This window comes from Streptomyces sp. NPDC000880 (assembly GCF_053599675.1).
On record NZ_JBSFMS010000060.1, the window covers coordinates 13,724 to 38,072 of the forward strand.

The 24,349-nt window shown below is 69.0% G+C and carries 20 protein-coding genes and 3 pseudogenes; 14 read left to right on the forward strand and 9 right to left on the reverse strand.

Going from position 1 to position 24,349, the window contains the following annotated elements; all coding sequences use genetic code 11:
- Nucleotides 1–190: 190 nt before the first annotated feature.
- From xseA to ACWDO5_RS20325, 3 genes are all read left to right on the forward strand, one after another.
- On the forward strand, nucleotides 191–1,405 hold the full coding sequence (xseA, locus tag ACWDO5_RS20315; protein WP_450531724.1) for an exodeoxyribonuclease VII large subunit: 1,215 nt from the start codon (nucleotides 191–193) through the stop codon (nucleotides 1,403–1,405).
- A 10-nt stretch (nucleotides 1,406–1,415) separates the two neighbouring features.
- Nucleotides 1,416–1,658: an exodeoxyribonuclease VII small subunit gene (locus ACWDO5_RS20320; RefSeq protein ID WP_450531725.1), complete on the forward strand. Its 243-nt coding sequence runs from the start codon at nucleotides 1,416–1,418 to the stop codon at nucleotides 1,656–1,658.
- Between the two features lie 124 nt (nucleotides 1,659–1,782).
- Nucleotides 1,783–2,376 (forward strand): malonic semialdehyde reductase, encoded by a 594-nt coding sequence (locus ACWDO5_RS20325; protein WP_450531726.1) that lies wholly within the window; start codon nucleotides 1,783–1,785, stop codon nucleotides 2,374–2,376.
- Between the two features lie 77 nt (nucleotides 2,377–2,453).
- Here ACWDO5_RS20325 and ACWDO5_RS20330 read toward each other — a convergent pair whose 3' ends face one another.
- Nucleotides 2,454–2,963: a DUF4245 domain-containing protein gene (locus tag ACWDO5_RS20330; protein ID WP_450531745.1), complete on the reverse strand. Its 510-nt coding sequence runs from the start codon at nucleotides 2,961–2,963 to the stop codon at nucleotides 2,454–2,456.
- A 131-nt stretch (nucleotides 2,964–3,094) separates the two neighbouring features.
- Here ACWDO5_RS20330 and glpX point away from each other — a divergent pair, with 131 nt between their 5' ends.
- Nucleotides 3,095–4,126 (forward strand): class II fructose-bisphosphatase, encoded by a 1,032-nt coding sequence (gene glpX / locus ACWDO5_RS20335; protein ID WP_450531727.1) that lies wholly within the window; start codon nucleotides 3,095–3,097, stop codon nucleotides 4,124–4,126.
- A 95-nt stretch (nucleotides 4,127–4,221) separates the two neighbouring features.
- Here glpX and ACWDO5_RS20340 read toward each other — a convergent pair whose 3' ends face one another.
- Nucleotides 4,222–4,575, reverse strand: a complete 354-nt coding sequence (locus ACWDO5_RS20340) for a WhiB family transcriptional regulator (protein ID WP_450531729.1) — start codon at nucleotides 4,573–4,575, stop codon at nucleotides 4,222–4,224.
- Between the two features lie 151 nt (nucleotides 4,576–4,726).
- A complete protein-coding gene (locus ACWDO5_RS20345) occupies nucleotides 4,727–5,395 on the reverse strand; it encodes a DUF1707 SHOCT-like domain-containing protein (protein ID WP_450531730.1) in 669 nt (222 codons plus the stop codon).
- 211 nt (nucleotides 5,396–5,606) lie between these two features.
- Between ACWDO5_RS20345 and ACWDO5_RS20350 the strand changes: the two genes are divergently transcribed.
- The 5 genes from ACWDO5_RS20350 (at nucleotide 5,607) to ACWDO5_RS20370 (ending at nucleotide 13,722) form a co-directional block, all read left to right on the forward strand.
- Complete coding sequence (locus ACWDO5_RS20350) at nucleotides 5,607–7,298, forward strand: fumarate hydratase (protein WP_450531731.1); 1,692 nt, start codon at nucleotides 5,607–5,609, stop codon at nucleotides 7,296–7,298.
- 561 nt (nucleotides 7,299–7,859) lie between these two features.
- The gene (locus tag ACWDO5_RS20355; RefSeq protein WP_450531732.1) at nucleotides 7,860–9,254 is read left to right on the forward strand and encodes a class II fumarate hydratase; all 1,395 of its coding nucleotides are present in this window, start codon (nucleotides 7,860–7,862) and stop codon (nucleotides 9,252–9,254) included.
- Between the two features lie 58 nt (nucleotides 9,255–9,312).
- Nucleotides 9,313–9,990, forward strand: coding sequence for a cytidylyl-2-hydroxypropylphosphonate hydrolase (fomD, locus tag ACWDO5_RS20360; protein ID WP_450531733.1), 678 nt, complete (start codon nucleotides 9,313–9,315; stop codon nucleotides 9,988–9,990).
- A 308-nt stretch (nucleotides 9,991–10,298) separates the two neighbouring features.
- Nucleotides 10,299–12,149 (forward strand): SpoIIE family protein phosphatase, encoded by a 1,851-nt coding sequence (locus ACWDO5_RS20365; RefSeq protein ID WP_450531734.1) that lies wholly within the window; start codon nucleotides 10,299–10,301, stop codon nucleotides 12,147–12,149.
- A 109-nt stretch (nucleotides 12,150–12,258) separates the two neighbouring features.
- Nucleotides 12,259–13,722 (forward strand): catalase, encoded by a 1,464-nt coding sequence (locus ACWDO5_RS20370; protein WP_450531735.1) that lies wholly within the window; start codon nucleotides 12,259–12,261, stop codon nucleotides 13,720–13,722.
- A 71-nt stretch (nucleotides 13,723–13,793) separates the two neighbouring features.
- Here the strand turns inward: ACWDO5_RS20370 and ACWDO5_RS20375 are convergent, their stop codons facing one another.
- A complete protein-coding gene (locus ACWDO5_RS20375) occupies nucleotides 13,794–16,007 on the reverse strand; it encodes a transglycosylase domain-containing protein (protein WP_450531736.1) in 2,214 nt (737 codons plus the stop codon).
- Nucleotides 16,008–16,236: 229 nt separating this feature from the next.
- On the opposite strand from ACWDO5_RS20375, the pseudogene ACWDO5_RS20380 reads away from it, so the two are divergent.
- A pseudogene (locus ACWDO5_RS20380) lies at nucleotides 16,237–16,377 on the forward strand (SPFH domain-containing protein); the annotation flags it as partial.
- Nucleotides 16,374–16,595, forward strand: a complete 222-nt coding sequence (locus tag ACWDO5_RS20385; protein WP_450531737.1) for a hypothetical protein — start codon at nucleotides 16,374–16,376, stop codon at nucleotides 16,593–16,595. The pseudogene ACWDO5_RS20380 and the gene ACWDO5_RS20385, both read left to right, overlap by 4 nt.
- A gap of 166 nt (nucleotides 16,596–16,761) precedes the next feature.
- Here ACWDO5_RS20385 and ACWDO5_RS20390 read toward each other — a convergent pair whose 3' ends face one another.
- The 4 genes from ACWDO5_RS20390 to ACWDO5_RS20405 form a co-directional block, all read right to left on the reverse strand.
- Nucleotides 16,762–18,087 (reverse strand): AI-2E family transporter, encoded by a 1,326-nt coding sequence (locus ACWDO5_RS20390; RefSeq protein ID WP_450531738.1) that lies wholly within the window; start codon nucleotides 18,085–18,087, stop codon nucleotides 16,762–16,764.
- 117 nt (nucleotides 18,088–18,204) lie between these two features.
- Nucleotides 18,205–18,897: an aggregation-promoting factor C-terminal-like domain-containing protein gene (locus ACWDO5_RS20395; protein ID WP_450531739.1), complete on the reverse strand. Its 693-nt coding sequence runs from the start codon at nucleotides 18,895–18,897 to the stop codon at nucleotides 18,205–18,207.
- 393 nt (nucleotides 18,898–19,290) lie between these two features.
- A complete protein-coding gene (locus ACWDO5_RS20400; protein ID WP_450531740.1) occupies nucleotides 19,291–20,613 on the reverse strand; it encodes a PhoH family protein in 1,323 nt (440 codons plus the stop codon).
- A gap of 320 nt (nucleotides 20,614–20,933) precedes the next feature.
- Entirely contained in the window at nucleotides 20,934–21,695 is a 762-nt protein-coding gene (locus ACWDO5_RS20405; protein WP_450531741.1) for an isoprenyl transferase, read from the reverse strand.
- A gap of 106 nt (nucleotides 21,696–21,801) precedes the next feature.
- Between ACWDO5_RS20405 and mgrA the strand changes: the two genes are divergently transcribed.
- The 3 genes and pseudogenes from mgrA (at nucleotide 21,802) to ACWDO5_RS20420 (ending at nucleotide 23,788) form a co-directional block, all read left to right on the forward strand.
- The gene (gene mgrA, locus ACWDO5_RS20410; protein WP_450531742.1) at nucleotides 21,802–22,839 is read left to right on the forward strand and encodes an L-glyceraldehyde 3-phosphate reductase; all 1,038 of its coding nucleotides are present in this window, start codon (nucleotides 21,802–21,804) and stop codon (nucleotides 22,837–22,839) included.
- A 257-nt stretch (nucleotides 22,840–23,096) separates the two neighbouring features.
- A pseudogene (locus tag ACWDO5_RS20415) lies at nucleotides 23,097–23,546 on the forward strand (DNA glycosylase AlkZ-like family protein); the annotation flags it as partial.
- Nucleotides 23,547–23,578: 32 nt separating this feature from the next.
- Nucleotides 23,579–23,788 carry a hypothetical protein gene (locus ACWDO5_RS20420; protein WP_450531743.1) on the forward strand — a complete coding sequence of 70 codons (210 nt, stop codon included), beginning with the start codon at nucleotides 23,579–23,581 and terminating at the stop codon, nucleotides 23,786–23,788.
- Between the two features lie 394 nt (nucleotides 23,789–24,182).
- Here ACWDO5_RS20420 and ACWDO5_RS20425 read toward each other — a convergent pair.
- Nucleotides 24,183–24,349 (reverse strand): annotated as a pseudogene (locus tag ACWDO5_RS20425) (AraC family transcriptional regulator); the annotation flags it as partial.

The window sequence follows — 24,349 nt, forward strand, 5'->3', positions numbered from 1 at the left end:
GGCCGCCCAGAAGGGCCGAGAGATCACCCGCCACGCGAGCGTGGCCGGCTGGTTCGTGGTGCGCCTGATGGACGGCCCGCCCAACTTTGCTGCCGCATCTCGCGGTGCCGGTGCTCGGCACGATCAGGCGCGTCCCGTACGACGGTCGGCACGGGCCGCGTTGTCGCACCCGGCCGATACGCTCGCCCGTATGGCTCTCAATACGTCCGCGGAAGCTCCGCTGCCGGTCGGCGAGGTGTCACGGCTCATCGGAGGGTGGATCGACCGGCTCGGCGCCGTCTGGGTGGAGGGGCAGATCACCCAGCTCTCGCGCCGGCCGGGCGCCGGGGTCGTCTTCATGACCCTGCGCGATCCCTCGTACGACATCTCCGTGAGCGTCACCTGCTTCCGGCAGGTCTTCGACGCGGTCGCCGACGTCGTGGCGGAAGGCGCGCGCGTGGTGGTGCACGCCAAGCCGGAGTGGTACGCACCACGGGGGCAGCTGTCGCTGCGGGCCGTGGAGATAAAGCCGGTGGGGATCGGCGAACTGCTGGCGCGCCTGGAACAGTTGAAGCGGACCCTGGGCGCGGAGGGGCTGTTCGCCGTCGAGCGCAAGAAGTCGCTGCCGTTCCTGCCGCACCGGGTGGGGCTGGTGTGCGGGCGGGCATCGGCAGCCGAGCGCGACGTGCTGGAGAACGCGCGGCGGCGGTGGCCTGCCGTCCGCTTCGAGGTGCGCAATGTCGCCGTGCAGGGGGTGCACGCGGTGCCCCAAGTCGTCCAGGCAGTCAAGGAGCTGGACGAGCTCACGGACGTGGACGTGATCATCGTGGCGCGGGGCGGCGGCAGCGTGGAGGATCTGCTGCCGTTCTCGGACGAACAGCTGGTACGCGCAGTGTCCGAGTGCCGTACGCCCGTGGTGTCGGCGATCGGGCACGAGCCGGACTCGCCGCTGCTCGACCTGGTGGCCGATCTGCGGGCGTCGACGCCAACGGACGCGGCGAAGAAGGTCGTACCGGACGTCGGCGAGGAGCTGGACCGGGTGCGGCAGCTGCGCGACCGTGCGCTGCGCACTGTCCAGGGGCTGCTCGACCGCGAGGAGCGGGGTCTTGCCCATGCGCTGGCCCGCCCGTCGATCGAGCATCCGCACCGGATGGTGGACGAGCGCGAGGCGGAGGTGGACGCGCTGGTGGCCCGCAGCCGGCGGGTGCTCGGCCACCTCCTTGACCGCGCGGACTCGGAGCTGGCGCACACCCGGGCCCGGGTGGTCTCGCTGTCGCCGGCGGCGACCCTGGAGCGGGGGTACGCGGTGCTGCAGCGGGCGGACGGGGCGGTCGTCCGCTCGCCGGAGGAGGTCGCGGCGGGCGACGAGCTGCGCGCACGGGTCTCGGAGGGCGAGCTGAACGTCGTTGTCGTACCTCACGCATAGGGTGGATCGCATGGCTGCCAACACGGACGAGGCCGCGCTCGGCTACGAGCAGGCGCGGGACGAGCTGATCGAGGTCGTACGCCGCCTGGAGGCGGGCGGCACGACGCTCGAGGAGTCGCTGGCCCTGTGGGAGCGCGGCGAGGAGCTGGCGAAGGTCTGCCGCCGCTGGCTGGAGGGCGCCCGCGCCCGGCTCGACGCGGCGCTGTCCGAGGGTGAGCGCGAGGCCGGGGCTGCCGGAACCACTGAGAACTGAGCAGGTCAGAAAGGTTTTCCCCTGTGAGTCGGGTCACCCTGGGCATGTAGTTGAAATTTAACGTACCGGGGTACGGTTACCTCCGTCGTAATAGCCCCCTGCATGCCCGGAAGGTACGTCTGCAATGACCCTCGCCCTTGACTCCGCCGCCCAGGACCTCCTCTTCCGCGAAGCCCGCACCGCCAACACCTTCACCGACGAGCCGGTGAGCGAGGAGCAGGTCCAGGCCATCTACGACCTCGTCAAGTACGCCCCGACCTCGATGAACATTCAGCCGCTGCGTGTCGTCCTGGTCCGCTCCGCCGAGGCCCGCGAGCGCCTGGTGAGCCACCTCTCGGAGGGCAACCAGCAGAAGACCGCCCAGGCCCCGCTGGTCGCGGTCCTCGCCACGGACCACGAGTTCCACGAGGAGCTGCCGACCCAGTTCCCGCACTTCCCGCAGGCCAAGGACGCGGTCTTCGGCGAGCGCCAGGTGCGCGAGCAGGCCGGCACCTTCAACGCGTCCCTGCAGGTCGGCTACTTCATCATCGGCGTACGCGCCGCAGGCCTGGCCGCGGGCCCGATGACCGGCTTCGACTCCGAGGGCCTCACCAAGGAGTTCTTCCCCGAGGGTGACCACTCCGTGCTGGCCGTCGTCAACATCGGCAAGCCGGGCGAGGCCGCCTGGTTTCCGCGCTCCCCGCGTCTGACGTACGACGAGGTCGTCACCACCGTCTGAGCCGTCACGCGGCCATCAAGCGGCCACCACGCGAAGGCCGCCGCACCCCAAGCGGGTGCGGCGGCCTTCGCCATGAGTCATGACGTACGCAGCGCGGCCGCCATCTCCGCGAGCCGCTGCGCCGACGCCGTGCCCGTGACGACCGTCGTCCCACCCTTGTCGTGACGCACCAGGGCGTCGTACTTCGGCCCCTCCCAGCGCTCCCAGGCCGCGCCCGCGATCTGCTGCGTGCGGTCCGTCTTCGTGGCCTGCTGACTGACCTGCGGGATGTACTTGCGGGCCGGCACCGTGGACTGCTCGACCGCGACGTACTCGCCGTCCGGGTCCAGGAAGCCGAGGTGCCAGGCGTTGCCGTCGGTCCCCTTGTACGAGACGGACGTCGGCTTCCACTCCTTCGCAAGGCCCTCCGGCGCCGCCACCGGATACGGCGCCGCGCGCCGTGCCGTCACCAACTCCACCCGGTAGTCGACCGCCCTGATCGGGTCGGCCTTGTCATCGTGCGGAATGAACACATAGATCACTGCCACGACGGCGCCAATGAGCGCCATCGACAGCACCATGTCGCGCACCGTCTGTCTGCCTCGCATACCTGCCACGCCCCCATGGTCGCATCAAGGTGGCGTGCTCAAACGTTGCCCCCTCTGCTCAATTTGTCGACGTACAGATAGAGTCGGATCACCCTCTTTCCGGCCGTCGTCGTACAGAAAGGTGCGCTCCGATGACCGAGCACAATCTTCCGTCCCAGCTCGAAGTCTCCCCCGAGGCGCCCGACCGCAACCTGGCCCTGGAGCTCGTCCGGGTCACCGAGGCCGCCGCCATGGCCGCCGGCCGGTGGGTCGGCCGCGGCGACAAGATCGGCGCGGACGGCGCGGCGGTCAAGGCCATGCGGACCCTCGTCTCCACCGTCTCGATGAACGGCATCGTCGTCATCGGCGAGGGCGAGAAGGATGAAGCCCCGATGCTGTTCAACGGCGAGCGGATCGGCGACGGCACCGGCCCCGAGGTCGACATCGCCGTGGATCCGATCGACGGCACCACGCTCAACGCCAAGGGCATGCCCAACGCCATCGCCGTCCTCGCCGCCGCCGACCGCGGCGCCATGTTCGACCCGTCCGCGGTCTTCTACATGGACAAGCTCGTCACCGGCCCCGAGGCCGCCGACTTCGTCGACATCAACGCCCCCGTGTCGGTCAACATCCGCCGGGTCGCCAAGGCCAAGAAGTCCTCGCCCGATGACGTCACCGTCGTCATCCTGGACCGCCCCCGCCACGAGGGCATCGTCAAGGAGATCCGCGAGACCGGCGCGCGCATCAAGTTCATCTCGGACGGCGATGTCGCGGGCTCGGTCATGGCCGTGCGCGAAGGCACCGGCGTCGACATGCTGATGGGCGTCGGCGGCACGCCCGAGGGCATCATCTCTGCCTGTGCGATCAAGTGTCTCGGCGGCACCATCCAGGGCAAGCTCTGGCCCAAGGACGACGCCGAGCGGCAGCGCGCGCTCGACGCCGGACACGACCTGGACCGGGTGCTCCACACGAACGACCTGGTCAGCGGCGACAACGTGTTCTTCGTCGCCACCGGCATCACCGACGGCGAGCTGCTGCGCGGCGTCCGCTACCGCGCCGAAACCGCCACCACCTCGTCGCTGGTGATGCGCTCCAAGTCCGGCACGATCCGCCAGATCGACTCGGTCCACCGCCTGTCGAAGCTGCGCGCGTACAGCGCCATCGACTTCGACCGCGCGAAGTAGGAACCAGCCGCAGATACGGGAAGGGGCGCCCCCAAGTGTGGTGGGGCGCCCTTCCCGTGTGTGCGCGTCCGTACCGTCCGACGCCTCGTCGACCGTCAGGCCGCCGACGCCGACTTCTTGCTTTCGACCTCGCGCCGCCTGCGCCGGGCCAGCACCACGCGGCGCTCGGCCGCCGTCAGCCCGCCCCACACGCCGTACGGCTCGGGCTGGAGCAGGGCATGCTCCCGGCACTCGACCATCACCGGGCAGCGGGCGCAGACCCGCTTGGCAGCCTCCTCGCGCGACAGCCTCGCGGCCGTCGGCTCCTTGGACGGGGCGAAGAACAGTCCGGCTTCGTCCCGACGGCACACCGCCTCCGCGTGCCAGGGTCCGGCCTGATCTTCCCGAGCGGGAATTCGCTGGGGCGGAACGGCGGCGACCTGCAAGGACTGATGCGGCAGTTGCAGCACGGTCTACTCCTGACGACGGCTTCGCGAGCGAGAGACGATGCAGCACTCCCTACCCGCTGTGCGCACTCCTATTCACTGAGTGGCACTCAGTTCCGACGCACGGAATTGCGCACCGGCGCTCGCGGCCGGAAGGCACTCCGGAGCGCAGCCGTCAGCCGAAGTGTTTGCGCAGGCCGTGATGGAGATCGGAGATGCGGCGGCCTCGCTTGGGCTTGGCCTCGACATTGCCGAAAACCGAGTAGCCGTTGACGACGACGACCGGGGCCGCGGGGTCTTCGGCCTCCAGAGTGAGGACGTCGAAGTTGCCGAAGAAGCCGGTGCCGCACCCGCGCAGCGAGATGTTCTCCGGGACCCGGACCTCGACATTGCCGAAGATGGACGTCGCGTTGATCACGGTCAGCCGCTGCCCGAAGAGCGCCTCGGTGAGGTCGATCTCGATGTTGCCGAACAGCGAGAAGGCATTGGTGCGGCGGCCGACGCGCCAGCGGCCCTTGCGGGTGGAGCTGGAGAAGACGGCGATCAGGTTGTCGGCCGGTCCGTCGGGTCCGGCGGACTCTTCGGGCCCGTACGCGTACGAGGCGGCGTCCGGGCGCCCGCGGGTCGCAGGCAGGTCCTGGACGATCGGTTCGAGCTCGCCGACAGTCTTGGCGCGGTAGACGGCGTCGATCCGCTCGGAGTGCTCCTCGGCGTCCAGCCGGCCCTCGGCCAGGGCGTCCCTGAGGATGTCCGCGATCCGGTCACGGTCGGCATCGGAGGCACGGATGGCAGCGCCGGGTTCCGCGTGGGCGACCGGCTTCTGGGGGTGCTTGTCGAGGTCCACGGATCCAGCGTAGCGAAACGCGATAGATCGCGACTAGTGCCCCACGCCGCTTGTCGCCAAACTCTGCAGACTTCGCCCGGGGGGGGGACCCCAAGGGCTTGATCTCAGTGAGCCCTACCTCACAAGCTCGGCTGCCGCGCGGCGTTCTACGCTGGGGTGCGCGTTGCCAGTGGAGGCCGCGTCGCCGTCTGCCGAGTGAGGAATGGCCGTAATGCCAGAGTTTGCGTACTCCGATCTGCTTCCGCTGGGAGAGGACACCACGCCGTATCGGCTGGTGACCGCCGAGGGAGTCTCCACCTTTGAGGCCGACGGGCGTACGTTCCTCAAGGTCGAGCCGGAGGCACTGCGCACGCTCGCCGCCGCGGCCATGCACGACATCTCGCACTACCTGCGGCCCGCGCACCTCGCGCAACTGCGCCGTATCGTCGACGATCCCGAAGCCTCCTCCAACGACAAGTTCGTCGCGCTCGACCTGCTCAAGAACGCGAACATCGCAGCCGCCGGCGTCCTCCCCATGTGCCAGGACACCGGCACCGCGATCGTGATGGGCAAGCGCGGCCAGAACGTGCTGACGGCAGGCGGCGACGAGGAAGCCCTCTCGCACGGCATCTACGACGCGTATACCAAGCTCAACCTGCGCTACTCGCAGATGGCTCCGCTCACCATGTGGGAGGAGAAGAACACGGGCTCCAACCTCCCCGCCCAGGTCGAGCTGTACGCCACCGACGGCGGCGCGTACAAGTTCCTGTTCATGGCCAAGGGCGGTGGCTCGGCCAACAAGTCGTTCCTCTACCAGGAGACCAAGGCGGTCCTGAACGAGGCCTCCATGATGAAGTTCCTGGAGGAGAAGATCCGCTCACTCGGTACGGCGGCGTGCCCGCCGTACCACCTCGCGATCGTCGTCGGCGGCACGTCCGCCGAGTTCGCGCTGAAGACCGCGAAGTACGCCTCCGCGCACTACCTCGACGAGCTGCCCGCCGAGGGCTCCCCGACCGGCCACGGCTTCCGCGACAAGGAGCTGGAGGAGAAGGTCTTCGAGCTCACTCAGAAGATCGGCATCGGCGCGCAGTTCGGCGGCAAGTACTTCTGCCACGACGTCCGCGTGGTCCGGCTGCCGCGGCACGGCGCCTCGCTGCCCGTCGCGATCGCCGTATCCTGCTCGGCCGACCGCCAGGCGACCGCGAAGATCACCGCGGAGGGCGTGTTCCTGGAGCAGCTGGAGACCGACCCGGCGCGCTTCCTGCCGGACACGACCGACGCTGAGCTCAATGGCGGCTCCGCCGCGGGCCTCGACGAGGCGGGGGAGGTCGTACGGGTCGACCTCAACCGGCCGATGGACGAGGTGCTCGCCGAGCTGACCAAGTACCCCGTCAAGACGCGGCTCTCGCTGACCGGCCCGCTCGTCGTCGCCCGCGACATCGCGCACGCCAAGATCAAGGAGCGGCTCGACGCGGGTGAGGATATGCCGCAGTACCTGAAGGACCACCCGGTCTACTACGCGGGCCCGGCAAAGACGCCCGAGGGTTACGCCTCGGGCTCGTTCGGTCCGACCACGGCGGGCCGGATGGACTCCTACGTCGAGCAGTTCCAGGCGGCGGGCGGCTCCAAGGTCATGCTCGCCAAGGGCAACCGGAGCAAGCAGGTCACCGACGCGTGCGGCTCGCACGGCGGCTTCTACCTGGGCTCGATCGGCGGTCCGGCGGCGCGGCTCGCGCAGGACTGCATCAAGAAGGTCGAGGTCGTCGAGTACGAGGAGCTCGGGATGGAGGCGGTGTGGAGGATCGAGGTCGAGGACTTCCCCGCGTTCATCGTCGTGGACGACAAGGGCAACGACTTCTTCACGGAGCCGGCGCCGGCGCCCACGTTCACGTCGATCCCGGTCCGGGGGCCCGGGCTGGCGTAACGCCTGCGGCGGGCTTTCCCCGGCCCGCCCCTTCCCACTGTGTCGATTTGCGGCTCCGCCGCGTGGGGGGCGCCCCAGACCCCGCTCCTCAATCCCCCAACGGGCTGGATTCTCCAGCCCGTTGGGGGTCCGCGACACGCTACTCGCGGCCCTCGCCCACCAGGACGAAGCCCGGGGGAGTTCAAGGACACCGCCCGCGCAACTCGCCTCACGCAGCCCGGAGTTGTAGAGCTGCGGGTGTGGAAGGACTGACGGACCGAATTTGGATTCCGGCGGGAAGGGGTTGGTGATGCCCACATACAGCCCGCGCGCCCAGGTGTTCTCCATGCAGACTACGCGCCGCAGCAGGAGACGTTGTATGTGACGTCGGCCGCGATGCCCGTGCGGTGGATGGCCACGTCGGGCGCGAGCGGTGGCACCAGTTGTCGGGGCCGTTGGTGCCGGGCTCGTACGTGCGGCCTCCCCGGTTCATGGCTGTCACCGGTATTTACTGGCGGGTAGCGCACTTGGGAATAGGCGGACCAAGACAAGTGCTCACCTTTTCTGGGAGGTACGAAGACGATGAACGACGCCAGCGAGTACCGGATCGAGCACGACTCCATGGGTGAGGTGCGGGTGCCCGCACACGCCAAGTGGCGGGCCCAGACGCAGCGGGCCGTGGAGAACTTCCCCATCTCGGGGCAGCGTCTCGAGCGGTCCCACATCGAGGCCCTGGCCCGGATCAAGGCGGCCGCTGCCCAGGTCAACGCTGAACTGGGCGTGCTCGACAAGGACATCGCGGGCGCGATCGCCGACGCCGCCGCGGAGGTCGCGGAGGGCCGCTGGGACGAGCACTTCCCGGTGGACGTTTTCCAGACAGGCTCCGGCACCTCGTCGAACATGAACGCCAATGAGGTCATCGCGACGCTGGCCACCGAACGCCTCGGCCGCGAGGTGCACCCCAACGACCATGTGAACGCCTCCCAGTCGTCCAACGACGTCTTCCCCTCCTCCATCCACATCGCGGCGACGGCGGCCGTGACCGGCGATCTGATCCCGGCGCTGGAGCATCTGGCGGCCTCGCTGGAGCGCAAGTCCGCCGAGTTCGCGGACGTCGTCAAGTCCGGTCGTACACATCTGATGGACGCGACTCCCGTCACGCTGGGCCAGGAGTTCGGCGGCTACGCCGCGCAGATCCGGTACGGGGTGGAGCGGCTGACGGCCTCGCTGCCCCGCCTCGCCGAACTCCCCCTGGGCGGTACGGCGGTGGGTACCGGCATCAACACCCCGCCCGGCTTCTCGGCCGCGGTCATCGCCGAGGTCGCGCGGGCGACCGGGCTGCCGCTGACCGAGGCACGCAACCACTTCGAGGCGCAGGGCGCGCGGGACGGTCTCGTGGAGACGAGCGGTCAGCTCCGCACCATCGCGGTCTCGCTCACCAAGATCTCCAACGACCTGCGCTGGATGGCATCGGGCCCGCGTACCGGTCTCGCGGAGATCAACCTCCCCGACCTCCAGCCCGGCTCCTCGATCATGCCCGGCAAGGTCAATCCGGTGATCCCGGAGGCCGTGCTGATGGTCGCGGCCCAGGTGACCGGCAACGACGCCACGGTCGCGACCGCGGGCGCCGCGGGAAACTTCGAGCTGAACGTCATGCTCCCGGTCATCGCCAAGAACCTGCTGGAGTCCGTCAGGCTCCTCGCCAACGCCACGCGTCTGCTGGCGGACCGTACCGTCGACGGCATCACGGCGAACGCCGAGCGGGCCCGGGAGTACGCCGAGTCCTCGCCGTCCGTGGTCACGCCGCTGAACAAGTACATCGGCTACGAGGAGGCGGCGAAGGTCGCCAAGAAGTCGCTGGCCGAACGGAAGACGATCCGCGAGGTCGTCCTCGAGTCCGGCTATGTGGAGCGTGGAGCGCTGACCCTTGAGCAGCTCGATGAGGCGCTCGACGTGCTGCGTATGACGCATCCGTGACTCGACGGCCGTGATCTGCGTCGCAGCAGGGCCCCGGCCGTACTTCTAAGATCTGCTCATGACAGGCACAGAACGCATCGCACGCTGGACGCGCGGGGACCACATCCTCTGGCGCTATCGCGGCCATGCCCCGGACCTGTCGGGCGGTACCGTCCACATCTGCCGCCCCGTGACTGTCGTACAGGACACCGAAGAGCTGCTCGCGGTATGGATGGCGCCGGGCACTCAGTGCGTGAGGCCGGTACTCGCGGACGGCACGCCGGTCCACCAGGAGCCGCTCGAGACCCGCTACACGGCCCCGCGCACCACCGCCCTCTCCCGCTGGTTCGGCACGGGCGTCCTGAAGCTGGCACGGCCCGGCGAGCCGTGGTCGGTCTGGCTGTTCTGGGAGCCCGGCTGGCGGTTCAAGAACTGGTACGTGAACCTCGAGGAGCCGCACAGCCGCTGGGCGGGCGGCGTCGACTCCGAGGATCACTTCCTGGACATCGCGGTCCGGCCCGACCGCAGCTGGAGCTGGTTGGACGAGGACGAGTTCGACCAGGCCCAGCGCGTCGGCCTGATGGACGCGGAGAAGGCGCGCGGGGTACGGGAGGCGGGCGAGGCGGCCGTCGAGGCGATCCGGGCCTGGGCATTCCCCTTCTCCGACGGCTGGGAGCGCTGGCGGCCGGACCCCGCGTGGCAGGTTCCCGAGCTGCCTGCGGACTGGGCACGGACGGCCGCGGAGCTGGCCTCCTGAGCGTCCCGCGCGGGCGATGATCGAAGTGACTGATTCCGGCCCGGGAACCCGCTCCGGCGCAAACGACCTCATGAGACTCTTGATGCACCCCCAGGGGGCAAACGTAGGATCGTCGTCCGCAAGGCTGCGCCGTTTCAGCAACCATTGAGTGCAGCACAGGACCTGACCGTAAGTCATCTCGAGTCACCACTAGGGGGTGGAGCTGTGCCGGATGCCCGCCACCCTGTCGACGCCGCCCGCAGAGCGGGTATACCGCCTCACGAGGCGATCGCATCGCACAACCGGCCCGGACGGACGGAATCCCACGCGTGACGGAGCAGCCCACCTCCCACGAAGGCCGGCAGCCCCTGGCTGCCCGGCCGCACGAACGCACCCGGCCGCGGGCGGAGACGACCGGGCCCTCGCCCGTGCCCGCGCCGCCCGGGCAGGCGCAGGAGTTGGCGGGGACCGCGCGGCGGGAGGGGGACCGGCTGCGGTTCGTGGGGGCCGCGACGCGGCGGATCGCGCGCGGGATAGATCTGGACGAGATCGTGCTGGGGCTGTGCCGGGCGACCGTGCCGACCTTCTCCGACGCGATCCTCGTCTACCTGCGTGACCCGCTGCCGGTGGGCGACGAGCGTCCGATCTCGCCGTTCGTGCTGCGGCTGCGCCGCACCGACCGGCTGCGTTCAGCCGGCGAGGACGCCGAGCTCGGTGCCGCCGTCCTGATCCCGGTCATCGACCCGCAGAACGACCTCGCGCCGGCCGCCGAGCTGTGCGAGGTGCGTTCCAGTGGTGCGCTCTCCGAGGTGCTGCGCGGCGTGCGGCCCGTCTTCGGCGACTCCGCCGCCGCCCGGGCCGCGCTGCCCGAGTTGCTCGGTGACGGCCGGACGGTGCCGGGCGGCCATCGCGCGATACTGGCCCCGCTCCGTGGCAGGCGGCGCGTGATCGGCGCTGCCGTCTTCCTGCGCCGGCCCGACCGGCTCGCGTTCGAGCCCAACGACCTGCTGGTGGCAGCCCAGTTGGCGACGCACACCGCGCTCGGCATCGACAAGGCCGTGCTGTACGGCCGCGAGGCGTACATCGCCGACGAGCTGCAGCGCACCATGCTGCCGGACTCGCTGCCCCAGCCGACCGGCGTCCGGCTCGCCAGCCGGTACCTCCCGGCCGCCGAGACCGCCCGCGTCGGCGGCGACTGGTACGACGCGATCCCGCTGCCGGGCAGCCGGGTGGCGCTGGTGGTCGGCGACGTCATGGGGCACTCCATGACCTCCGCCGCGATCATGGGCCAGCTGCGGACGACCGCGCAGACCCTCGCCGGGCTGGATCTGCCGCCGCAGGAGGTCCTGCACCATCTGGACGAGCAGGCCCAGCGGCTCGGCACCGACCGGATGGCGACCTGCCTGTACGCCGTGTACGACCCAGTCGCGCACCGGATCACCATTGCCAACGCGGGCCACCCGCCGCCCATACTGCTGCACCTGGGCGGCCGGGCCGAGGTGCTGCGCGTACCGCCGGGCGCGCCCATCGGGGTCGGCGGCGTGGACTTCGAGGCCGTCGAGCTGGACGCCCCCGCCGGCGCCACCCTGCTGCTGTACACAGACGGCCTGGTCGAGTCCCGGCTGCGGGACGTGTGGACCGGCATCGAGCAGCTGCGGGAGCGCCTTGCCACCACCGCCCAGCTGACCGGTCCCGATCACTCGCCCCCGCTGGAGGCGCTCTGCGACGACGTGCTGGACATGCTCGGACCGGGCGACCGGGACGACGACATCGCGCTGCTCGCGGCCCGCTTCGACGGGATCGCGCCGAGTGATGTCGCGTACTGGTTCCTGGAGCCGGAGGACTCGGCCCCTGGCCGGGCCCGCAGGCTGGCCCGCCGGGCGCTCGCCCGCTGGGGCCTGGAGGAGCTGAGCGATTCGGTGGAGCTGCTGGTCAGCGAGGTCGTGACCAATGCCGTGCGGTATGCCGAGCGTCCGGTGACGCTGCGGCTACTGCGTACCGACGTACTGCGCTGCGAGGTCGGCGATGACTCTCCGCAGCTGCCGAGGCAGCGCCGGGCCCGGGACACGGACGAGGGCGGACGCGGTCTGTTCCTGGTGAACCGGCTGGCCAGACGGTGGGGAGCGACCCGGCTCTCGACCGGCAAGGTGGTCTGGTTCGAGCTGCCTACCCGTACCTGACCCAGATCTGGACCCAGTCCAAGTGTTGCCGACATCGCATCTGCGGAGTTGACTGGGGCACGCGGCCGAAGCGACCACATCCCTGAATCCTATCGACGGGAGGACGCTCGTGACCGAGTCATCCCCCAAGGCTCAGTACACGACCAACAACGCCGGCATCCCGGTGGAGAGCGACGAGCACTCGCTCACCATCAGCTCCGACGGCCCGATCCTGCTCCAGGACCATTACCTCATCGAGAAGATGGCCCAGTTCAACCGTGAGCGGGTCCCCGAGCGGGTGGTGCACGCCAAGGGAGCCGGTGCGTACGGAACCTTCGAAGTCATCAATGACGTCAGCCAGTTCACCAAGGCAGACCTGTTCCAGCCGGGCAAGCGCACCGAGATGCTGGCCCGATTCTCCACGGTCGCGGGCGAGCAGGGCTCCCCCGACACCTGGCGCGACCCCCGCGGCTTCGCGCTCAAGTTCTATACGGAGCTCGGCAATTACGATCTGGTCGGCAACAACACGCCGGTCTTCTTCGTACGCGATCCGCAGAAGTTCCAGGACTTCATCCGCTCCCAGAAGCGCCACCCGGCCACGGGGCTGCGCGACAACGACATGCAGTGGGACTTCTGGACCCTCTCGCCCGAGTCCGCGCACATGGTGACGTGGCTGATGGGCGACCGAGGCGTCCCCAAGACGTACCGCAACATGAACGGCTACAGCTCGCACACCTATATGTGGGTCAACGGCGGCGGCGAGCGGTTCTGGGTGAAGTACCACATCAAGACCGACCAGGGCATCGATTTCCTCACCCAGCAGGAGGCCGATGAGCTGGCGGGATCGGACGCGGACAAGCACCGCCGTGATCTGTTCGAGTCGATCGAGTCCGGCAACGCGCCTTCGTGGACCATGAAGGTCCAGGTCATGCCGTTCGAGGACGCGCCGGACTACCGCTTCAACCCGTTCGACCTGACCAAGGTGTGGCCGCACGGCGACTACCCCCTGATCGACGTCGGGCGGATGACGCTCAACAAGAACCCGGAGAACTACTTCATCCACATCGAGCAGGCCGCCTTCGAGCCGTCGAACCTGGTGCCGGGCATCGGCCCGTCGCCGGACAAGATGCTGCTCGGCCGGCTCTTCTCGTATCCGGACACCCACCGCTACCGGATCGGTCCGAACTACGCCCAGCTGCCGCCCAACAGGGCGCGGTCTCAGGTGAATTCGTACGCGAAGGATGGCCCGATGCGGTACGAGCCGGCGAACACGGCACGGCCCTACGCCCCGAACTCGTACGGCGGCCCGGCGGCCGACGTGGAGAACTTCGGCGAACCGGCGGGCTGGGCGGCCGCGGGCGAGATGGTGCGCGAGGCGTACAAGCTGCACCGCGAGGACGACGACTGGGGCCAGCCGGGCACCATGGTCCGCCAGGTCCTCGACGACGCCGCGCGTGACCGGCTGGTGTCGAACGTCAGCGGGCACCTGTTGCAGGGGGTGACCCAGCCGGTCGTGGACCGGGCGCTGCAGTACTGGCGCAACATCGACAAGCAGCTGGGCGACCGTATCGCCAACAACGTGAACGGTGGCTGACAGCGCATACGACTGTGCCCGCGGCCCCGGAAGCCGGGTGCCGCGGGCACAGTCGTGTCGTGACAGCTATGTCATGACGGCTTGAGGGCGCCCGGGTCGCCGCCGGTCGGATCGGTCGGCGGCGTGAAGGTCGGCTGCCCAGTCGGCGTCTTGGTCGGGGGCGGCGTCGGATCGTCCGTCGGCGTCTCGGTGGGCGTCTTCGTCGGAGTCTTCGTCGGAGTCTTCGTCGGAGTCTCCTGCGGCTCCCGGGTCGCCGTCGGCGTGGGCGTCTGGGTCGGGGTGTCCGTCGGCGTCGGATCCGGGTCCGCGGTCGCGGTCTCCTCGACCTCCAGCTCGAACCCGGCGTCCGAGCCGCCGTCCAGCGCGCCCGTCGTGTACTGCTTCCAGATCTTGGCCGGCACGCCACCGCCGTTGGCGCGGCCCTGGTTGACGGTGTCGGTCAGCGTGACCTGCCCGCCCTTGGGGTCCTCGCCGAACAGGGCGACAGCGGTGACGAGTTCGGGGGTGTAGCCCACGAACCACGCCGAGCGGTTGTTCTCCGAGGTACCGGTCTTGCCCGCCGCCTCGTACTCGCCGGCCGCGTTCTGGCCCGAGCCGCTCTTCACGACGCCCGTCATGGCCGCGGTGGTGGTGTCCGCCACCTCGCGGCTGATGACCTGGTCGCCGATCGGGTCCGCCAGGGGCGCCTCGCGGGCCTGGTGCTCGGCGGACTTCACGATCGTCGGCGTGACCTTCCTGCCGTGGTTGTCGAAAGTCGCGTACACCGCGGCCATGTCCCAGGTGGAGGCGCCCATCGTGCCGAGCGACATCGCGGGCCTCTCCGGCCAGCCCTGGCCGTCCTTCATACCGAGATCGAGTGCGGTCTTCTTCGCCTTGTCCGGGCCGACATCCACGATCATCTGCGCGAAGACGGAGTTGATCGAGCTGTTCGTGGCCCTCTGCACGGTGACCAAGCCGTAGTCCCGGTCGTCCTCGTTCTCCGGCGCGAAGGGGGTGTCGCCGCCCTCGACGGGCCGCTTGCTGGTGCCGTCGTATGTGGTCTTGAGGCCGATCTGTTCGCCGTCCTGGGTCTTGGACCCGTTCTCCAGAGCGGAGGCGAGGACGACGGGCTTGAAGGTCGAAGCGGGCTGGTAGTCGCGGCGGGTGGCGTTCGACAGCCAGTGCTCGGTGGCGCCGATGCCGCCGTAGAGCGCGACGACATGGCCGGTCTTCGGGTCGACGGAGGTCGCACCCGCCTGGACGGTCGCATCGGCCTTGTCGCCCTTGCGCTCGAGCTTCTCCTCAAGCTGCTTGTCGACCGCGTTGACCAGCTGCTTCTGGCGCTTCTCGTCGATGTTGAGGGTGATCGTCCAGCCGCCGGCCTTGATCTCCTCCTCGCTGATGCCCTGGCGCTCCAGCTCGGCGTTGGCCGCGTCGACGAGGTAGCCGGTCTGGCCACCCATGCCGGGGGCCGCCTTCGGGGCCTTGGGGACAGGGAACTTCAGGCCGCCGCGCTTGCCGGAGTCGAGCCAGTTCTCCTCGACCATGTTGTCGAGTACGTAGTTCCAGCGCTCGGTCACCAGCTCCTTGCCGGTGGCGGAGGCGACCGCCCAGTCGTACTGGCTGGGGGCCTGAAGGAGGGCAGCGAGGTACGCGCCCTGAGCAACGGTCAGCTTGGACGCGTCGACGCCGTAGTACGCCTGGGCCGCGGCCTGGATTCCGTACGCATTGCGCCCGTAGTAACTGGTGTTGACGTACCCGGCGAGGATCTCGCTCTTTTCCTTCTTCTGGTCCACCTTGAGCGAGATCACCAGCTCTTTGAGCTTGCGGGTGACCGTCTGGTCCTGGCTGAGGTAGTAGTTCTTGACGTACTGCTGCGTGATCGTCGAGCCGCCCTGCTTGCCCTTGCCGGTGAGGGTGTTCATCAGGCCGCGGGCGGTGCCCTTGAAGTCGACTCCGGAGTCCTTGAAGAAGGTCTTGTTCTCGGCGGCGACGAAGGTGTACTGGACGTCCTTCGGGATCTTCTCGAGCCCGACGATCTCGCGGTTGACTGTGCCGGTGCGAGTGAGGATCTTGCCGTCGCTGTACTTGTAGACGTTGCTCTGCATCTCGGCCTGGGCGTTGGCCGTGGGCACCGGCACGATCAGATAGATCACGAAGAACGCGCCCATCGCCAGCAGACAGAAGCCGAAGAAGGTACCCAGCAGCTTCCTCCAGGTGAAGAACCGCCGTATGCCCGTGGGCCCCGCTTTCTTCCCCCGGCGCGCCCCGCGCTGCCGGGCCCGTCGCGCATCCGCTCGGCCCATCGCTTCGTTGCTCCGCTCTCACTACTCGGTCTGCTCGGTCTCAGATCAGCTCAGAAAGCTAACACCGCTGGTACGGACAAAGGGCCACTCATCCGGTCTTTCCGGACGTGACAATGAGCACCCCGCCTCAGAGACGACTCACGAGAGGCGCACAGGGTTGCGAAGGAAGTTAAAGTGATAGCAGACTGATTACAGCGTCGACGGGGGTCGCCGACGCTGCAGGACTGCTGCGCTGGTCCGGATCCAGGAGCAGGACATCGTCGAGCTGGACGCGGAGCGGAAGGCGGCGATGGTGTCGAACCTGATGGTGGTGCTGTGCGGTGACCGCGCGGCGCAGCCGGTCCTCAACACAGGCACGCTCTACCAGTGACGCGCCCCAAGCGGAAGCAGGTGCTGCTGCGGCTGGACCCGGCGGTGTACGAGGCGCTGGCGCGCTGGGCGTCGGACGAGCTGCGCAGCGCGAACGCGCAGATCGAATTCATCCTCCGCCGCGCCCTGTCCGACGCGGGCCGCTTGCCGGGCGACGTCGCCCCGATCCCGCGACGCGGGCGCCCTCCCGGGCCGACGCGGGACGGGGACGCGAAGTAAGGGTCGGCGCAGCGCCGTTGGTACGACCCGGACGCGGAAGCCGCCCTGGCCGAGTAGTTCGAGCGCGTGCGCGTACAAGGGGCCCCGCCGACGTGATCGTCAGCGGGCCCCTTTGCCTTCACTCCTTCGGGGGGGCCAGTAGCCGGCGAGCGTAAAGCCCGAGCAGCTACTCCGGCTGAGTCGTCGGAACCACCGGCGCCGGCATAGGCGCAACCTCGACCGGCGGCGCGCTGGGCGGCGGCGGGGTGCTCCGCAGGGTGTGCTCCTTGCTGTACGCGCGCAGATAGCCGACCACCGTGTTGGTCACCGCCACCAGCGGCACCGCCACCACCGCGCCGCCGACCCCGGCGGTCAGCCCGCCCGCCGCGACGGCCAGGACGACGGCGAGGGGATGCACCCGCACCGCGCGGCCCAGGATGAAGGGCTGCAGCACGTGGCCCTCGAGCTGCTGTACGGCAAGGACGACGATCAACACCATCAGCGCGGTGAACACGCCCTGCGTGACCAGCGCGACGACGACCGCGAGCGCGCCGGAGATGACCGCGCCCACCAGCGGGATGAAGGCGAACAGGAAGATGAAGACGGCAAGCGGCACGGCCATGGGGACATCGAGGAAGTAGATGCCGAGGCCGATGAAGATCGCGTCGATGAGAGCCACTATCACCGTGCCGCGCACGTAGGCCGTCAGCGTGCGCCAGGCACGCGGCCCGGCTCCGGCGACTCCCTCACGCGCCTGCGCCGGGACCAGCCCCAGCACCCACTGCCAGATGCGCTTCCCGTCGTACAGCAGGAAGAGCGTGGAGAACATCGCCAGCAGAATGCCCGTCAGTATCTCGACCATCACCGTCACGCCCTGCAGACCGGCCGAGGTGATCTGCTCGGTGTTGGTCCCGATGGTGTCGCTGAGGTTCTTCGCTATGTCGTTGATCTGGGACTCGGTGACATGGAAGGGGCTGTCGAGCAGCCAGCGCTTGAGCTCCTCGATACCGTCCCTGACCCGGTCGGAGAGATTGCCGAGGTTGTCCATGACCTGCCAGACCACGAACCAGCCGACCAGGCCCATCATGACGAAGCCGGCGATCGCGGTGACCGCGGTGGCGAGCCCGCGCGGCAGGCCTAGGGCCTTCAGCCTGGCCACGGTGGGCTGAAGCATTGCGGTGACGAGCAGCGCGGCGACGAAGGCGAGGACCACCAGCTGCACGGCGCTGATGACGCGCATCAACACCCAGAGCGTGCCTGCCAGTACGAGCAGCCGCCAGCCGGCCTCGGCCGCGACGCGGATGCCCCAGGGGATCGCGGCGACCGGGTCGGGCCTGGCCGCGACCGTGGGCGCGTACGGGGGCGGCGGCGGGACGCTGTCCCGGGCAGGCATGACGGCGTCGGGCACATCGGACAAGTCGTCCGCCGCGGCCTCACGGCGCTCGTCCAGGCGCTCCGAGATCCGGGTCAGACCGGCACCCAGCCCGGCGAGCCATCCTGGCAGTGTCGACATGATCTTTCCTCTTCCCCCCACCACTCCCCCGGGAGTTGTTCGGGACCGACCGTACATGCACGAAGCCCCCCACCGTAGGACGGTGAGGGGCTCGGCAAAGTTGAGCGCCGGCAGATCCTAATACCAGTTGTTGGCCTGCCAGAACGACCACGCGCCACAGGGGCTGTCGTAGCGGCTGTTCATGTAGTTGAGGCCCCACTTGATCTGGGTGGCCGGGTTGGTCTGCCAGTCGGCGCCGGCCGAGGACATCTTCGAGCCCGGCAGTGCCTGGACGAGACCGTATGCGCCGGAAGAGGCGTTCTGGGCACGGTAGTTCCAGCTGGACTCGTGGTTCACGATGTTGCTGAAGCACTGGAACTGGTCGGCGGGGACCATCTGCCGCGCGATCGCCTTGACCTCGGCGACGGTGTAGGCGCTCTGCGCGGAGAAGCTCGATGCGTCGCGCACCGCGTCACGGTTGGCGCGCGCCTGCGCGGCCTCCCGCTCGCGCTCGGCCTCCTGCTCGGCGGCTTGCTTCTTCGCCTTGGCAGTCTTGGCGGCCTGGATGCGGGCGGCTTCCTCGGCAGACTTCTGCGCGGCCGCGTCAGCGGCAGCGGCCTGTGCGTCGGCCTGCTGCGTCAGGGACGAGACCTGAACCTGGGCCTGCTGGCCCACGGGTATGTCTGCCAGGAGCGTCGTGTCGGCTGCCGTTGCCTCGAGGTTGTCGCCCGAGGGCTGGGCATTGCCCGACGCGACGCCCACTACGGCGCCGACGGTGGTGACCGCAGTAGCAGATGCCACTGCGAATCCCCGGACCGAGATCCGGCTCACACGGTTTCCTTCCAGCATCGCCCGCTTAGGTGACCTCGCGGGCGCAATCGTGCCCCTGACGCTGGCCTCCCCATTGCTTGGGTCACGGGAGGCGCGGGCCCGGTGGGCAACTCCCTTGCGAGAGCAGCCGCATAATGCTCGCGGGCGGCATACGACGGCAAAGTCTTGAGTTGTGTGGTGCAGTGCACCTCTGGTGGTGCTGGTGTGCCGTATGCGGGGCCTGACGGAAGCAAGACTCTGCCGGAAGCCGACGCCGCAAGGCAATTCTTCGTTGGGTGTGAAAGCTCACACCCCGTTTGGGCCAGGAGTTTTACGGAAACCAGCGGACAGCAAGACGCCGCCCGGCTACGCTTTTGCGCTTCCGCCGGGCGGCGTCAACCGCCTTATTCCGTACTAGATATGGCCTTCCTCCAGCATTTCGGTCACAAGCGCGGCGATCGGCGAGCGCTCCGAGCGGGTGAGGGTGACATGCGCGAAAAGCGGATGGCCCTTCAACTTCTCGACAACGGCGACGACTCCGTCATATCGGCCGACGCGCAGATTGTCCCGCTGTGCCACGTCATGAGTCAGAACGACCCGGGAATTCGCCCCGATTCTGGACAGAACAGTCAACAGGACGTTCCGCTCCAGCGACTGGGCCTCGTCGACGATGACGAACGCGTCGTGCAGCGAGCGGCCCCGGATGTGGGTGAGCGGCAGGACCTCGAGCATGCCGCGCCCCAGCACCTCCTCGATGACTTCACGGCCCGCCACGGCCGAGAGAGTGTCGAAGACCGCCTGCGCCCAGGGACTCATCTTCTCGGCCTCGGTACCGGGCAGATAGCCGAGCTCCTGCCCGCCCACCGCGTACAGCGGCCGGAAGACCATCACCTTCTGATGCTGCCTGCGCTCCAGGACAGCCTCGAGGCCGGCGCACAGCGCCAGCGCCGACTTTCCGGTGCCGGCCCGGCCGCCGAGCGAGACGATGCCGACGTCCGGGTCGAGGAGCAGATCGAGGGCGATGCGCTGCTCGGCGCTGCGGCCGTGGATGCCGAAGGCCTCCCGGTCGCCGCGCACCAGCTGGACATTGCCCTCGGCCGTGATCCTGCCCAGCGCCTTACCGCGCTCGGACTGCAGAACGAGACCGGTGTGGACGGGAAGCTCGGTCGCCTCGGAGACGTACAGCGTCGCCTCTCCGTACAGCAGATCCACCTGTTCGGCGGAGAGAGGCAGTTCGGCCATGCCGGTCCAGCCGGAGTCGGTGATGGCCAGCTCGGCCCGGTACTCCTCGGCCAGCAGGCCGACGGACGAGGCCTTGATACGGAGGGGCAGATCCTTGGAGACGACCGTGACGTCGTACCCTTCGGCCTGCAGATTGCGCGCTACCGCCAAAATCCGTGAGTCGTTGTCCCCCAATCGGAAGCCGGCCGGAAGGACGCCGGGATCGGAGTGGTTGAGCTCGACACGGAGCGTGCCGCCGAGGTCGCCCATGGGGATGGGGGCGTCGAGGCGTCCGTAGCGGATCCGGAAGTCGTCCAGAAGGCGCAGCGCCTGCCGGGCGAAGTAACCGAGCTCCGGGTGGTGCCTCTTGGCCTCCAGCTCCGTGATCACCACAATCGGGAGCACGACTTCGTGCTCGTCGAAGCGGGTCAGGGCATTCGGGTCGGCCAGCAGGACGCTGGTGTCGAGAACGTAGGTGCGCCTGTCAGGCATGCGGCGCTTTGTGCTGTTCACCACGGAAGGACGTACCCCCTCGGATGAGGTCGGGGTGCGACGGCGTCGCGGGCGATGGGACCGGGCTCTGGCCACGATGCACGGGCCGAGCTCCGGCCCTCCCCGTGGTCCGCACAAGGAGTGCGGTCCTTCGTGTGCAAAGGGCCTCCCGGGTGAGCGGTCTGGGCCGCTCACTGAGATACGACGTCCGCGGATCGGACGTCGACCTGGAAGGGATATTCCCTCGAACATGCGCAGCCATGCCATGGCATATGACGACGCGTAGGTGAACAGAGGATGATTGCCTCTACTGGGGGCCCCCGGAAGGGAGGGCCTGGGGTGCCTCAATTGCCGTAGCGGCGGTGGCGTGCGGCGTAGTCGCGCAGCGCGCGGAGGAAGTCGACCTTGCGGAAAGCCGGCCAGAAAACTTCACAGAAGTAGTACTCCGAGTGGGCGCTCTGCCAGAGCATGAATCCGGACAGACGCTGCTCACCGCTGGTGCGGATGACCAGGTCCGGGTCGGGCTGGCCACGGGTGTAGAGATGCTCGGAGATGTGTTCGACGTCGACGATCTCGGCGAGCTCCTCGAAGCTCGTGCCCTTGTCGGCGTGCTCCAGGAGAAGGGAGCGCACGGCGTCCGCGATCTCCTGGCGGCCGCCGTAGCCCACGGCGACGTTCACGAGTATGCCGTCCTGTCCTACGGTCGCCTGTTCGGCTTCCTTCAGTACGGACTGGGTGCGGGCGGGGAGCAGGTCCAGCGTGCCGACGTGGTGCACACGCCAGCGGCCGTCGGCGGCGAGGTCGCGGACCGCGTTCTCGATGATGCCGAGGAGCGGGATGAGCTCCTCCTCGGGGCGGTCCAGGTTGTCCGTGGACAGCAGCCAGAGGGTGACGACCTCGACATCGGTCTCGGCGCACCAGCCGAGGAGCTCCTGGATCTTGCTCGCGCCGGCCTTGTGCCCCTGCTCGGTCGTCCCGCCCGACGCCTTGGCCCAGCGACGGTTGCCGTCGAGGATGACGCCGATGTGCTTGGGCACCTGGTCGTGGTCGAGTCGGCCTTCCACCCGGCGTGCGTAGAGCCCGTACACCAGGTCGCGCAGGTTCACTGTTCTCGTACCCTCCGTGCGGCAGTCCCCGAAGCGGCCACAGTACTGCTCACAGGCCACAGCGGCCCAACCCCGATTGTCACAAGTCCGTGATAAGGAAGGATGCATGACTGATTCAACTTCCTACCGAGCCGCCCCGGGCCGCTACGAGTCGATGGAGTACCGGCGTACCGGTCACTCCGGGCTCAAGCTCCCCGCACTTTCGCTCGGCCTTTGGCACAACTTCGGCGACGACCGCACGCTCGACTCGCAGCGCACGATCCTGCGCCGCGCCTTCGACCTGGGCGTGACGCACTTCGACCTGGCGAACAACTACGGCCCGCCGCCCGGTTCGGCCGAGCTCAATTTCGGCAAGATCTTCGCACAGGACTTCACCCCATACCGCGATGAACTGGTCATTTCGACCAAAGCGGGCTATCTCATGCACCCCGGCCCCTACGGCGAGTGGGGCTCGCGGAAGTACCTGCTGTCCTCGCTCGACGCGTCCCTGAAGCGGATGGGGCTGGATTACGTCGACATCTTCTACTCCCACCGCTTCGACCCGGACACTCCGCTCGAGGAGACGATGGGCGCGCTGGCCTCCGCCGTGCAGCAGGGCAAGGCACTGTACGTGGGTGTGTCGTCCTACAACGCGGAGCAGACCGCCGAGGCGGCCAGGCTGCTGAAGGAGATGGGCGTCCCGGCCCTCATCCACCAGCCCTCGTACTCGATGATCAACCGCTGGATCGAGGACGACGGACTGCTCGACACGCTGGAGAGCGCCGGCATGGGCTGCATCTCCTTCGTGCCGCTCGCGCAGGGCCTGCTCACCGGCAAGTACCTCAAGGGCATCCCGGAGGGCTCGCGGGCCACACAGGGCAAGTCCCTGGACCCTGACCTGCTCTCCGACGACGTCGTACGGCGGCTGAACGGGCTGAACGACATCGCCGCCCGGCGCGGCCAGTCACTCGCCCAGCTGGCGATCTCCTGGGTGCTTCGGGACCCGCGGATGACCTCCGCGCTGATCGGCGCCTCCAGCGTGCAGCAGCTTGAGGAGAACGTCGCGGCGCTGGCCGGACAGCCGCTGAGCGCCGAGGAGCTGAAGGAGATCGACGCCTTCGCCGTGGACACCGAGGGCACCAACATCTGGGCCGGACGGAGCTGACACAAGGCCGGAGACAAGAAAACGGGCCGGTCCGTGGGGGGGGATACGGACCGGCCCGAGGGGGGGTTTCCACCATAACCCTTCATAAGTAGTGCGGAGTGCCACGCCATGCCGTAACTACGCTCCGAATGCGGCGGACGGTGGAGCCGACGGTAGCCCGGAGCGGAACGTGCCTGGCGCCGGCCTCGCGGTGGCCCGGAGGGGTGACCCCCGGGCGGGGGCGCCGGATTGACGCACAGGGCCGTTCCGGCAACTCGTCAGGTCACTGGCGGATCGAGGAGGTGGCGTTCGGGGCCGGTCCGGCGTGGGTGGCGGCAGGCGATGCCGTGTTCGGCGGGGGTGCCTCCCCTGCCGAAGGCCATGGAGGAGAGCCGGCGCGGGGTGTGCGGCTGCTGCCGTACTTCGACGCGTACACCATCGCCTCGCAGCCGCGCGAGCTTCTCTTCCCCGGCGCCGCGTACGAGCGGGCACTGGCCGGCGGGCAAGCGGGGAACTACCCCGTGGTGCTCGTCGACGGGACCGTCGCCGGGGTGTGGCACCAGCGGCGCTCCGGGCGGCGGATCGCGGTGACGGTGGAGCCGATCGGGAAGACGCTCGGCGCCGCGCGGCGCCGGGAGCTCGAGGAGCAGGTGGAGCGGGTCGGCGAAGTCCTCGAAGCACAGGCCCGGTTGACGATGGGTAAGGTCACGGTCGGGCCGCATGCCTGAGGCGTAGCAGGGTGATGCCGTAGCGCTGGGCGATGCGCTCTACCGGCGCCGCCGCGCTGCAGACGGAGCACGAGCTGCGCCGCCGTATCGCCGACCAGGCCCCTCACCAGCATCAGCAGGAGTCGGCCACACGCGATCAGGTCCTGCAGCAGGCCCGTCGCACACCCGCGCAGATGAGCCGAGAGCAACATCGCCACGATGTATCCGTACCTGCGCGCTCGCTCCCCGGCCCGGGGGCCTGAGCGCGAGAACACCGTGGCGGAGGGAGATGTATCAATCGGTACCCACATCTGGGCACTCGGGGCCGCCATCAGAGGGCCGCGACCGACACACTTTCGGTGTGGATGACAACGGAAGTGCGGCGGCACCGAGTTCTCACCTGACCCGTCTCCAGGAAGGGTGCGGAAGTACGGTTCGACGCTCTGTACTGCTCTTCGGCATGTCGGGCCAGCCAGTGGCGGGTGAATCGTCGGTTGAAGCGGCGTCTGGCGGCCGTACAGCACGGCGAGGGCGAGGCGGGAGTGCCCGGAGTGCGAAGCCCGCTGGGTAGCCGGGATCGACCGGCGCCCGAACGCCGTGTACTGCGGCGGGAAGTGCCGTACGAGGGCGTGGCGGCGGCCGGGCGGAAATACGCCCCTACATTGAGGGCTGACCGGGCTGCTGGGGCCGCCGATTCCTGATCGGTCTTGTCACCTGTTTTGCCACACACGGCGGCATCCCCGCCGCAGCGCCCGTTGCGCGGCGCCGGTAGGCGCTGGGCGGCATGCCGACCAGCTCGGTGAAGCGGGTGCTGAAGGTGCCCA